General features: G+C 72.3%; 8 protein-coding genes. 5 read left to right on the top strand and 3 right to left on the bottom strand.

The features are described from left to right. Positions 1 to 43 precede the first annotated feature (43 nt). A complete protein-coding gene (locus ACYVOM_RS33655; RefSeq protein WP_460307618.1) occupies positions 44 to 466 on the top strand; it encodes a hypothetical protein in 423 nt (140 codons plus the stop codon). A gap of 12 nt (positions 467 to 478) precedes the next feature. Continuing rightward, positions 479 to 1012: an IPT/TIG domain-containing protein gene (locus ACYVOM_RS33650; protein WP_460307617.1), complete on the top strand. Its 534-nt coding sequence runs from the start codon at positions 479 to 481 to the stop codon at positions 1010 to 1012. 53 nt (positions 1013 to 1065) lie between these two features. Here ACYVOM_RS33650 and ACYVOM_RS33645 read toward each other — a convergent pair whose 3' ends face one another. The 3 genes from ACYVOM_RS33645 to mihF form a co-directional block, all read right to left on the bottom strand. Beyond that, positions 1066 to 1527 (bottom strand): hypothetical protein, encoded by a 462-nt coding sequence (locus ACYVOM_RS33645; protein WP_460307616.1) that lies wholly within the window; start codon positions 1525 to 1527, stop codon positions 1066 to 1068. Continuing rightward, positions 1527 to 2450, bottom strand: coding sequence for a phosphatase domain-containing protein (locus ACYVOM_RS33640; RefSeq protein ID WP_460307615.1), 924 nt, complete (start codon positions 2448 to 2450; stop codon positions 1527 to 1529). Before ACYVOM_RS33640 ends, ACYVOM_RS33645 begins: the two co-directional genes overlap by 1 nt. A gap of 76 nt (positions 2451 to 2526) precedes the next feature. Continuing rightward, complete coding sequence (gene mihF, locus ACYVOM_RS33635) at positions 2527 to 2847, bottom strand: integration host factor, actinobacterial type (RefSeq protein ID WP_460307614.1); 321 nt, start codon at positions 2845 to 2847, stop codon at positions 2527 to 2529. Between the two features lie 362 nt (positions 2848 to 3209). Between mihF and ACYVOM_RS33630 the strand changes: the two genes are divergently transcribed. The 3 genes from ACYVOM_RS33630 to ACYVOM_RS33620 are packed head-to-tail and all read left to right on the top strand — an operon-like array spanning position 3210 to position 12105. After that, complete coding sequence (locus tag ACYVOM_RS33630; RefSeq protein WP_460307613.1) at positions 3210 to 11615, top strand: hypothetical protein; 8406 nt, start codon at positions 3210 to 3212, stop codon at positions 11613 to 11615. After that, positions 11612 to 11818 carry a ribosome modulation factor gene (locus tag ACYVOM_RS33625; protein ID WP_460307612.1) on the top strand — a complete coding sequence of 69 codons (207 nt, stop codon included), beginning with the start codon at positions 11612 to 11614 and terminating at the stop codon, positions 11816 to 11818. The genes ACYVOM_RS33630 and ACYVOM_RS33625 overlap by 4 nt, the downstream gene beginning before the upstream one ends. After that, complete coding sequence (locus ACYVOM_RS33620; RefSeq protein WP_460307611.1) at positions 11815 to 12105, top strand: hypothetical protein; 291 nt, start codon at positions 11815 to 11817, stop codon at positions 12103 to 12105. The genes ACYVOM_RS33625 and ACYVOM_RS33620 overlap by 4 nt, the downstream gene beginning before the upstream one ends. Positions 12106 to 12231: the final 126 nt, after the last annotated feature.

The raw sequence follows: 12231 nt of genomic DNA, 5'->3' as shown, positions 1-12231 counted from the left end.
CTCCCCTTCTGGCGGCTTTCGGGCCCTTCCCCCTTGGACGATCATGCACATCGACGTCGGCGGCTCTCATGCGCTTTTGGAGGCCGCCCGGGACACCGTGCGGGCGTGGGCGGCGCGCGATGTCGCCGAACTCGCCGCCGGGCTGGCCCGGGCGGGCTGGGCGGTCGTGGAGATCGACACCGCGAGCGGAGAGGACTGGACGGGCGAGGTGTCCGACGGGGTCGTGGTCGCCGTCGACGGGGCGCGGGTGTGGAGGGTGACCGCGCGGCCCGGCGGCGAGGGCCGCCGGTGGGTGTGGCACTTCACCGTCGAGCCCCGCCCGGCGACGTCCATCGTGCCGCTGGTGGACGACGGCAGCCTGCCGTGCGGGGACGGGCATCCGCCGCGCGACGTGGTCGCCGCGCTGATCGCCCAGGCGCGGAGCTTGCGCGGCGGCGTCGCCGACACCGCGCTCGTGGGACGTTAGGCGAACCAGGATGTGAGCATCGGCGCCGTCGAGCCCGATCCTGCGGGCTCCCAGCACGCGGGGGTGTGCATGCATCTGTACCGGGGCAGCAACGGTGTCCAGCTCAAGAAGACCGACGTAACCGTGGTGACGGACCCTGTCGTCGACACCGACCCGCTGCTGAAGGTCGTCGAAGACGTGTGGGTTGAGGAGTTCTGGGACGGGACGGGCCCGAAGTTCCCCGAGACGCGCCGGTCCCTGATGTTCGCGAAGAACACCTACATCCGCACGTCGGCGTGGGACGCCGCCTTCCCTGCGGCGGAGATCCTCAGCATCACCCCGGCGACGGCCGTGGTGGCCGGCGGCGGCACGTTCACGGTGCGCGGCAAGAGGTTCACCAAGGGCATGACCATCAACGTCGGCGGCACCAACGCCACCGGGGTGACGGTCGTCGGCACCGAGGAGGCCACTGCCACGTTCCCGGCGCACGCGGCCGGCGCGGTCGCGGTCGTGGTGACGACGGACGCGGGCGCGGTCACGAAGAACGCCGCCGTCACCTACGCCTGAGCATGAAAGAAGGGCCCGCCGCGGTGCAGTGCGGCGGGCCCTTCGGCTCTTCCTTATTCGGGCAGCGGCGGAAGCCTGTAGCCGTCCTCGGGGAGGTTTTCGAGCAAGATGATCTCGAAGTCCCGGAAGACGCGGCTCAAGTTTCCAGAGGAGGCGTTGGAGACGTAGCTGGCACGCTGGCCAGGGAGGTCTTCGCCCCGGACGGCATCGTTGAGGAAGTCGACGACCCAGCCGTCGACGACCTCTTCGCGTTCGGGGTCGGTCACGGGCGCACCGTAGAAGGTGATCGCGTCGAGGCCTTCGTCCCGCCGGTCCTCCAGGTTCAGCACGACGGTCTGCGCCCAGCGGGCGAGGACTTCCCCGAGCACAAAGGATTCGGCCGCCCACTCGAAGCACAGGTGGGCGACCTCGCGCTCTCCCCGGCGCAGGCACAGCAGGGCGGTGTCGGCCTGGGCGCATGCCTGCTGGGCCGACACGAAACCGAACTTGACGGTGAAGGGGCTCGGGGCGGGCATCAGAAGTCCCCCGGAGCGACCTGCAGAACGGTCAGGCCGAGGCTGCGCCACATGTCGACGACCTGCTGGCGGTCGTCCAGGACGGCGGTGACGCTGTACCAGCGGCGGACGTGCTCCTCGAACAGGTGGAGCTTGACGTCGACGTCGGGCCGGTGGTCGGCGGCAGGGCGCATGAGGAGCGTGCAGTTCGCGGGATGCTCGAAGACGGAGGGGATGTTGGCGAGGAGCCACGCGGAGGTGTCGGCGCGGCACACCTCGCTGCGGCCGGACAAGAACACGATGTGGTGGCCGGCGCGGTGGAGGGCGTCGACGGTGTCGATGACGGGCTGGTTGGGGAGGTCTTCGCGGACGCGGGACCAGTCGTAGGGGTTGCGCCCGTTGCGCAGGGCGACGGTCCCGTCGATGTCGACCAGTGCCGCCTTCGGCGCGCCCGGCAGGGGCATGTAGGGCTCGGGTGCGGGCCGGGCGGCGCCGATGTCGTCGGGCAGTCCGCCGCCGTGGGTGAGCCGGTGCCACATCCGGGTGAGTTCCTTGACGCCGACGGGCCGCTCGCGGTGCTCGTCGCGTCGGATGCACTGGCTCAGGGACACGCCGGTGAAGTCCCGGACGGCGAATCCTGAGCCAGAGCGGGTAGCGAGCGTGGCCAGGTGCCGGACGTCTTTGAACGGTAGATGGGTGTCGACCACGATGACGTCGAGGCCCTTGCCGAGCAGGAGGGCGCAGATCTTGTCGCGGGTGGCCAGGACGGTCGGTTCCGGGCCGTGGTTCAACATGCCCACGGCGGGGAGGACGCCCTTGAAGATCCGGCGGATCCGGTCGGTTTCCAGGACGGCGCGTGACTCGGGGGCCTTCGAGCGCCAGCGGTGAGCCCACTTGGCCTTCCCTGCTCCGGGCAGGCCGCGGGTGATGGTGAGGGTGGACATCGTGCCTTTTCGGGGAGAAGGGGGCCGGGGCCGGTGGTGTGCCGGTCCCCGGCGGAAGTGGGGGCCTGCTGGGAGGTCAGGCGTCGGTCTTCGGGGCGGGCAGTTCGTCGAGCAGCCTCTGGCGTGCGGCCTTGCTGAGGCCGCCCACGCGGCGGCGGTCGAGGGTGATTCCAGCCGCTTCGAGGATCTTCTGGGCCTTAACGTCGCCGATGCCGGGCAGTGCCTTGAGCGCGGTGAGGACAGGGATGCGCTGGGCGTCGGCGTGGTCGAGGAAGTCGGCGAAGGTGAGTTCGCCGGTCTTGAGGCGGGCGCGGACGGCGCTGCGGGCCAGGCGGACTTCGCGGGCCTTGTTGAGGGCGGCGGTGCGCTGTTCGGGCGTGAACTCGGGGAGGGCCATGGGGGCGCCTTTCGTAGGTCAGGGCACGGGATCTTGCCCGACGATGGGGGTTAGTGGCTGCGAGCTGGGGCGAAGCGGCTTATCCGGCACCGCCGTGGGAAGTTTTGATATCAGAACTTCCATAGCGGCTGGTGTTCCTGCTGGTGGTGGCCGGTTTTCTGGTGGGGTTCGACGGTAGGTCTTCGCAGGCATCCGCCACGTGTGACCGTTCCTGAACATCAGAATCATATCGTGTTTGGGACATGCGGGTTAGGTGGTGTGCCTGTGTGCGGCGGGATGTAGGCGGCCGGACGGGACGTTAGCGGGGGGCTTTTGCGAAGCTCCGCCCCGTTTCGCCGGACGTCTCGGGGGGAGCCCGCACGGTGCCCAACCATCACAGCCACCACAGGTTCACGACTGAATTCGCCGGGCCACTACCGCCCGACCTCCAGCAGAAGGCCGCCCGCCGGTTCCGCACCGACCTGCACCCGCGTGACGCACGCGGCCGGTTCATCGAGACGGGCGCGACCGTCATCCTGTGGGGCGGCGGGAGGGGCACGGTCGAGGGGCAGGACCGCAACGGGCGCATCCTCGTGCGGCGCAGCGACGGCAAGCTCGTCGCAGCGCACCGCCGCTACGTGACCGTCACCAGCCGTCCCGGCGGCGGAACCCCGACGGCCGACCAGGCCGACGAGCCCGCCGAGGTCGCCAAGCCGCCCGCGCGCCGGCCCCGTGCCGAAGCGACCGCGCCGGGCCGTTCCGGGCGCGGGCGGCGCGCGGCTGAGCCGGAAGAGGAGGAGGCCGAGCTTCTCGACCCGTCGCTCGATCCGGGCGAGCCCGACCACATCCGCGTCACCGAGGTGGCGGCCGGCGACCGTGTCCGTGGAAGCGGCGAAAGCGCCGTGGGCGGCCGCCGGGACTTCGAAGGTGTCGTCGTTCAGGTCGACGACCTCATGCGCGGCACTCCCAAGCGGCCGATGCGACGGCTTATCGTGGACGACAACGGCCGCCACGTCGACGTGTTCATCGACTCCGACGATGCCGTCACCCGCCTGGACGACGGCTCCGACGCCGAGGAAGGCGCGGGCGCGAGCGAGACGGCGGCGGGTGCGGGGCTGCGCCGCTCCCCCACCCTTCCCGCCGCTCAGGACCTTAGGGCGTCCCTTCGCACGCGCTCCTACAACGGAATCGGCGTCGACGGCTGGGCGGTCTACGCGACCACGCCGGACGACCCGAACGGGTGGAAGGTCGGCGAGGTCGAAGAGGCTCCCCGAGGGGGCTTCTACGCGATCCGCGGCAGCGGCCGCCGGATGCGGCAGCGGTACACGACCGCGCAGGGCGCCGCCGACGCGCTGCTCGCCGAGCGCTCCCCGCTGATCGAGCAGCCGCCGCTGCCCGCGGGCTTCGCCTGGACAGAGCCATCCGAGCTGCGCGTCGGCGACACCGTCTCTCTCCCCTACAACCGGGTCCAGTCGCGCGGCCGCACTGTGAACCAGGAGTGGGGCCGCCCCGTCCGGGTGACGGCCGTCAACCGCGATCCCGTCATCGGCGTCCTCAGCATCGAGTACGACGACTCGGTCGCCGGACGGACCCGAGAGTTTCGCTGGAACGAGTGGGACCTGGCCGTAGGCGTCGGCCGCCGCGAGAACACCGCGGCTCAGCCCGGTCGCCGAGACGAGTCGGCCGCTGCACCGGAGGCACCTGAAGAGCCTGCCGTTGCGCAGGCCGCGGCACCGGAGTCCGCGCCGTCGCCGGAAGTCGAGCCGGAGGCCTCTGCCGACGGCGAGCAGATCGAGATCGGTGACGCCCGGGCGGGCGACCGCGTCACCTTCACCATCCCGGCATCTCGCCTCCCGGCCGGCGAGCGCGTCGGCGCGAACCCTCCCGAGGGGGAGGAGCCGGTCACCATCCGCGCCGTCCTGGACCGGGCGCCCGAGGTCGACATGATGGGGCAGGCCGACGTGTCGGCCCGGCCCGGCATGGAATGGTCGGCGGGCGGCAGGTCCGGCGCCTACACCGGCACGGCCGTGGTGAGAGTGGACGCCGAGCAGCCGGTGTCGCGGACGTCGAACGCCGGGCGCGCCCAGCAGGGCCGCGGCCGCGGCGGCGACGGCACCCAAGGCGGCCTGTTCATCGAGCCCGACACTGTCGGGACGATGGACATCCTCGACGTCCTGGATGACGAGGAGGACGGTCCCGACGCCGGTCAGGCTGGCGAGCCCACCGAGGATGTGGCGTGGGTCGAGGACGAGGACGGGGTGCTGCGCGCCAGCGGGGAGGGCTGGGAGGCGGAGATCAGGGCGTTCCCGTCCGGTGAGCACCGGTGGTCGGTCAACGTCGGCGGCCTCAACGTTCCCCGCGACGGCGAGACCTACCGCGCGGGCAACGCCCGCCGGAACGTCCGTCTGGCGGTCGAGTCCGCCCGGGCCGCGGGGAGCATCCCGGGCACGTCTGCGCTTCCCGAGGCCGATCCGATTCCCGAGCTGGGCATCGAGGACGTCCGTGATCATGCCAGCCTCATCGACTACTGGGGCTACAACCTGCCGGAAGTGTTGCCGGGGGTCCCTGACCGCATGCAGGTGTCGCACCACGAGGCGCTGCGGTCGCACGTCAACCGGGCCGCGAAGGTCGAGTTGTCGCCGGGCGGGCGGCTCGCGCTCGTCCAGAACCGCAACACCAAGACGTGGGACGTGTGCGACCTGAGCGGTTTCGTGGTCGCCAGGCATCTGAGCAGCCGCAAGCGCGCCCTGGCCATCGCGGATCGGGTGGAGACCGAGGTCGTGGACGCCGACGGCGTCCCGTTCCCGCTAAACACGCCGGACCTGCAAGAACTCCGGCAGACCTGGCGGTCGAAGTACGGGGAGACGTTCAGCGAGGCGATGCAGCGCGCCGTCGACGGGCGTGAACCTCCCGCTGCACCCGAGCCCGAACCTTCGGACGGGCCGGATGCCGCCGCGGCGCCGCAGAACTCTCCCGACCCTGGCGTGGCGGAGACGGAATCGACGTCGGCGTGGCTGCTCCGCCCGGGCGACGAGATCGTCGAGATGCGCCACTACCTCGAACACGCCGGCGGCACGGTGACCGTGTCCGGCGTCGTGGAGGAGAACGGGCTGCGCAGCGAGAGCGGCATGGCACCCGTCTACCTGAACGGCGGGCGGTGGCGCAGCGATGACGGCCGAGAAGGTCCCGTCGTCGGCATGCAGGTGCTCGGCAGTGCGAACGTCCAGGTCAGGCGTGCCAGCGAAGACAGGCGGCAGGAGGCGGCGGACAGCGGAGGCGGACAGGAGGCGGCAGCCGATCGCGAGGTCGCGCGGGCGCTGCCGGACACTCCCGACTCGGGCCGCCGGTTCTCCTCTGTGGAAGAGGCGCTGGAGCACTTGCGGACGACGCCGGATGCGCCCGGTGCGGGCGCGGCCGACATGGGGCTGCGTGAGCGCAGCGCGAGCGAGCTGACCCTGTCGGAGGACGGCCGGTTCCTGGTCGGGAAGCTCCGGTCAGGGTGGATGGTGTGGCACGCCGGGAGCGGCCGCCGTCTGGACTCCGGTGGCCAGCACCGGTCGAAGCGGGACGCGCTGGAGTTCGCCAACGGTTTGGGCGAGGTGAAGGGCACAAACGGGCAGCCGTTCGACTGGGACGCCCCCGCGCTGGGGGATCGGATCCGTGAAGTCCAGGCGCAGATGAGGGCGCTCAAGGGCGGTCGGCGCATCGGCGGGGACGGAAGCCCGCGGCGGGCAGCGATCGGGTCCCGGGGCGGCCGGCAGCGCCCGTCGGCGGAGATCTCCGACGCGCGCACAGCCGCCCGGGATCGGGCGCGCGCCCAGGAGGCCGACCGGCAGGCGGCGACGGAGCGGCACGAGGCAGCGCAGCAGGCGTGGGCCGACGAGCGGGGCCTTGCCGGGTACCAGCGGCGGGAGGTGTTCGCTGCGGCTCGCGGGGAGGCGCGGAGGCGGGCCGCGGCCGCGAACCGGGCGAACGCCGACCGGCAGCGCGCATCCGGCATGGACCGGATGTGGGTGGACAGGCGCGGCGAATGGAACGGCCGCCCGGCGGACGACGGGCCCGGCTACGTCGTGTACTCCGACCGGCGGGGCAGGGCCGCCACGCAGGAGGAGATCGGCACGGAGCCCGCGGTGGACCTGCTGCGCGAGGACGGCCTGATGTGGGACGGCCGCGACCCCGCCCAGATTCCCGCCCCGCTCGACCTCAGGCCGGACGGGCGCGGCGGCACCGAGGTGTACCAGCCCGACAACCCCGCGTGGGGGGAGCGTCCGTTCGGCACGATCCGGCGCGAGCGCCACGGCTGGTACTACGAGTTCGACGGGGAACGGTCGCAGACCTTCCCGCCCGAGGCCACGCTCGACGACGTCGTCCAGGCGCTCATCGACCGCCGCAACGGCGGGGACGGCGAGGATTCGGGCGGCGAGGAGCCGACCCAGCAGGCAGGCGGCAGCGACGGCGGAGGGGGCGGCGGCGAGGAGCCGCCCGGGCCGCCGTTCGAACCCGAGTCGGGCGGCGCCGACCGGCGGCAGATCATGCGGGACCTGGAGGCGATGCCGCGCAACGCCAGCGCGACGATCGCGGGCCGGCAGGTCCGCAGGCGGCTGCGCCAGCCGATGCAGCCTCGCCGCCAGCGGTCGGCCGCCGTCGCGTCCTACGACGTGTGGGAGATCGACGGCGTCGACGTCCCGCCGGACCTGGCACGCAGCCGGCGATTCGTCGCCGACTATCTGGCCGGCGACCCCGACGCGGTCGCCCAGTTGGACCGGCCGAGCCGGGAGGAGCGGGACCGGGCCGACACGCAGCGGCTGATCGACTCGCGGATCGCGAACGCGCGGCCGCGGCCGGAACGCCCGGCGCCCGAGCGGGTGCCCGACGACGCCGGGACGCCGCAGGAGAGGGCGGGCCGGTTCGGCATCGACCTGCGGATGATGCGGCGGGACGAGACGCGCACCGTGGCGGGCCGCACCGTGGTGCGCAGGTGGGAGCAGGCCGAAAGCGGCGGCCGCGACTGGTGGGAGGTCGACGGGGACGACTCCCCCGAGGCGCGCGGACGCTCGCACCAGGACGTCGCCGACATGCTCGCCGGATACGAGCGCGAGGCGCGGCCGCCGGGCCCGGTGCCCGCGGCGGACCTGCGCGGCGGCGACCAGGTGATGGTTCCCGATGGGAACGGCGGCCTCACCGACGGGACCGTCGAGGAGGTCGACACCTCCGGGCCGATGGTCACCGCGGTGGTCCGCGGCGACGACGACCAGCGGACACCGGTCGGGTTCGACGCCGACGCCGATGTCGTGCGGCTTCCGGATCCGCCCCGGGTGGAGCCGTGGCAGGCGCGGGAGGCGACCGCCCGGAAGCTGCGCGCGGGCGACCGGGTGCTGCTGCCCGGGGACTCCGAACCGGTCACGGTCGCCAGCAACCCCCAGCCTGGTGGAGGCGATGCGATCGAGCTGGATGTGCAGCGGCCCGACGGGAGCGTCGAGACGGTCGTGATGGACCGGGGCGAGCTGTTGACGCGGCTCGTCGACGTCGACGAGACAGGCGGAGTCCTGCCGGTCGACGCCGCCGACCCCGACGCGGCGCCGCCCGCACCCGAGCCTTCGCCGGCCCCTGACGCGGCACCGCCGCGGCGGCGGGCACGGCGTGCTGCGCGGCCTCGCAACACCGACTACCCGACCGGTACCCGCACCGGCCGTCCGGCCCTGTACACCTACCAGCGGCGCGCCCTGGTGGAACTCGGCCTGGAGGGTTCGGCCGACCCGGTGGTGGCGCGTGCTGCGCGGCGGCTTCGGGATCGCCAGGCCCTGTCTGGGCAGGACGCGGCCGCGCTCGCCGAAGCGGTGCGGACCGCCTCGACCGGGGAGGGGATCAAGCCGGTCCGTCAGCGGGCGCTGGCGCGGATGGCCGATCGGATCGGTGCGCTCGGCGCGGAACTCCAAGGCCTGCCGGAGCCGCCCGCGGCGCCGGGCCGGGACCGGGCCGAGAAGACCCGCCCGGCGAACCTGGGGCCGGGCGACACCATCGCAGTGCCGGACGGATCGGGCGGCGCGGCCGTTCTTCGCGTGCACGGGGTCAGGTCGGTGATGGGCGGGCGTCTGGTGGAGGTCGAGGTCGAACGGGAGGACGGACGCCGCGAGACGCGGCTGATGACCCGCGACACCGACACCTACCTGCTGCCCGACCCACCCGCCGACGAGCCCGTGCCCGAGCCGGAACCGGACTGGGAGCCGGTGCCAGCCGGTGAGCTGCGGCCGATGGACGAGGCCGCCGTGCCGACCCTGGACGGGGAGACGGTGCGCGGCACCGTCACCGGGGTGCGGCCCCTGCTGGTCGATGGCGAGCCCGTTGACGACCAGTACGTGGTGACCGTGCGGCAGGACGACGGGACGGCCACGCCGGTGCTCGTCGACGCCTCCGGCCCGCAGGCCGACCGGATGGTGGCGGGCAGTCCGTCCGCCCGTGCCCGGGTGCGGGCTCAGCGCATCGAGGACTTCGACGTCGACCAGTACCGCGGCTACCTCGACCAGTCGCTGGCGGAGATGGAGGAGGACTACGGCATCCGAATCCTGGAGATGATCGCGGCGGGCATGACGCTGGATGAGGTGCTGGCAGACAGCGAACGCATCGTCCTCGACGAGGACCTGGGCGGCTACCAGGCGAAGTTCGTCGACAGCGTCACCCACTCCATCGCCGGTCTGGCGCCCGACCAGGGCGACGTCGCCGCGCTTTCGGAGCCGCTGCGCGAGATGGCGGCGAACCTCGCGGCCCGGGTCCTGACCGACCTCCACACCGCCATGCTGGAGAACGAGCCTCTTGAAGGCGAGACGCGAGAGGACGCGGCGTACCGGCTGGTGGGGGCGGCGCTGGACAACCCGGCGCGCCGGAACCTGACCGGGCCCGCCCGGTTCCTCGCCCAGGCACGCGCTGGCACCTACACGATCGACGACCCGGCACCGGGACAGGTGGGACAGGTCGAGGAGCCGTCAACGTGGGTGCTGCCGGACCGGATAGGCGAGTACCGGGCGTTGCTGCCGGACGACGGCGCGAACTTCGGCCGCCGCCAAGTCATCCGGTCCAGCTTCGAGACGCCGACCATGGAGGAACTGGACTCCGGGGCCGCACCGCGCTGGACCACCCGGACGGTGTGGATCGACGACGTCGCCGAGGACGGCGGGCCAGGTGCGCGCACCATGGCCAATCACGAAGTCGTCATGGCCGCCGGTCGTGACCTTCAGCGCGTGCTGGAAGACCGGCTGGACACCGTTGACAGGGCCGAGCAGCGGCTGGCCATGCTGGAGGCCTTCCGGCGGGTGGCGCCGCTGCGTCAGCGGGCGCTCGAATACCGGGCCGCGAACGGCGGAGCCGACGACCCGGAGATCAAGGAGGAGCTGGAGCAGCGGATGGTCGAGTTCCTGGAAGCCAGCGTTGCCTTCACAGCCGCGCGGCGGGAACTGACCATGGAGCTGCTGCGCGAGGTCCGCCCCGACGGGTTCGGCGGTGTCCCGCTCGACTTCGACCCGGTGTCGGACCCCGAGGTGGTCGCGGGGCTGGAGGCCGCGACGAACTGGTACCCGGACATGTGGCTGGAGTGGGCGGCCGCCGCTGGCCCTTACATCGCGATCCAAAGCGATGCGCCCGACAGCTATTTCCAGCGGGCATTCAACCTGTTCTCGCTTGGGCAGGCCCACAGCAGGGTGCCGGGCACCTACCCGCAGTCCGCGCCGTTCGAGCACATCTCGGTCCACGAACTCGGCCACGCCATGGAATACGCCGTGCCCGGTCTGGTCTCGGCGGAATCGGCGATGCTGTGGTCGAGGACATCCACCGGCGCGATCGGCTCGCGGGTCCTGGAGGACCCCGTCGACTACGAGGGCGCCGGAACCGTCCGGGCGGACGAGTTCCCGTTCCCGTACACCGGCCGTGACTACGGGGGCGTCGCCTACGAGGCGTTCACCACGGCGTGGGAAGGCATCGTTTCTGGCCGCCCCTACACCGATGAGCGGCTGGAGGCGTGGGTGCTGGGGACGCTAGCGCTGCTGGGCCGCGACGGCGACCGGTCGTCGGCGCGCGAGGTCGCGACCGACAACATCCCGGACCAGGACGGGGAGCCGCTCGCCGGTGTGGAGCTGTCGAGCCTGTCGAACGACGAGCTGTTCGCCGCGATTCAGAACTACCCGGAGTACGACGGGCTGATCGACCGTCTGCTGAACGAGATGGAGCAGCGCGAGAACGACGGGGCGTTGGCCGGCTGGAACCCCGACGGCGGCCAGGGCGCCGAACCGGACGGCGGCCCGGAGCGCGAGCAGTGGTCGTTCGACGAGGTCGAGCTGACCGACCAGGACCGAGCGATCGACGGCCTCGTCGCCCAGGGTTGGCAGTGGCGCGACGCCTACGCCGAGGTGAACGACATCAGCCCGGAGCAGATGGAGCGGGAGGAGCGCCGGGCCGCGGTCCGCTCGCAGCAGATGACGGGCGAGTCCGCCGACGCCGCGGTGCGCCGCCTGTACGCCGAGTTCGTGGACGAGCAGTACGTCGACGCCGAGGCGGTGACGCGCGGGAACCTGCTGTCGCCGGAGGGCCGGGCGGCCGGGATCGACCCGCGTAGCCTGTTCTCCGGTCCGGCCTCGCGTGCCCGCCTGTACGCGTCGGAGGAGCTGAAGCGGTACTGGCAGGACGTCCATCCGAGGATGACGGCAACGGAGTGGAGGGCAATGATGCTGGGCCGGGAGGCTGACATCCGGGCCGCCGAGAACATCGGCGCCGGTGGCAACGGTAGGGAGTTCGGACTGTGAGCGTGCATCCGGAATCAGGGCAGCGACTGGCGAAGGCGCTGGGCGTCCTCGCGGCCCGCCAGAGCGTGCCCGTCGAGAAGTGCCCTTACCGTAGGAGCGAGCAGAAGACGATGCGGATGCTGTGGCTGCGCGGCTACCGCTCGATCACGCCGCTGCCTGAGGGTGCGGTTGACCACGACGACGTCCCGGAAGGCGGCGAGTGAAGGTGTTCCAGGTGTTCGGGTACTCGCCCGGTGACGAAGACGACAGCCAGATCGCCTACCGGGTGCAGGTCGACGACGACGGCACCGTGACCGGAAGCGACCGCGTCCGTCTCCTCCTCGAACTCGCTGAAGGCAGCGACGTGCAGGTCCGCACCGGTCTCCACAAGGTGAGGGCAGGAGACCCGGCGTCGATCCTCGCCGGGCTGGTCGCACTCACCGACGTCCGCCAGGTGAGCGGGGACGCGCCGCGGCTCGGCGGGCCGGGGGTCATCGGCGCCGTCGAGTAAGACCGCTCCTCTCCCAGTTTGAGGCCTCCGCACTCATGTGCGGAGGCCTCTCGCGTTCCTGCCCGAGGCGCAGGCAGGGACGTTAGGCGGCCGCCTTTCCTACGTTTCGAGGCGGGCGGTCCGGGT

The organism is Actinocorallia aurea (genome assembly GCF_054783995.1).
Note: the sequence above shows the minus strand (reverse complement) of the source record. Positions and strands in the feature narration are given on the sequence as shown.

Coding starts and splice junctions, on each gene's coding strand:
- ACYVOM_RS33655 (WP_460307618.1), top strand. CDS start 44: ATGCACATCGACGTCGGCGGCTCTCATGCGCTTTTGGAGGCCGCCCGG.
- ACYVOM_RS33645 (WP_460307616.1), bottom strand. CDS start 1,527: ATGCCCGCCCCGAGCCCCTTCACCGTCAAGTTCGGTTTCGTGTCGGCC.
- ACYVOM_RS33640 (WP_460307615.1), bottom strand. CDS start 2,450: ATGTCCACCCTCACCATCACCCGCGGCCTGCCCGGAGCAGGGAAGGCC.
- mihF (WP_460307614.1), bottom strand. CDS start 2,847: ATGGCCCTCCCCGAGTTCACGCCCGAACAGCGCACCGCCGCCCTCAAC.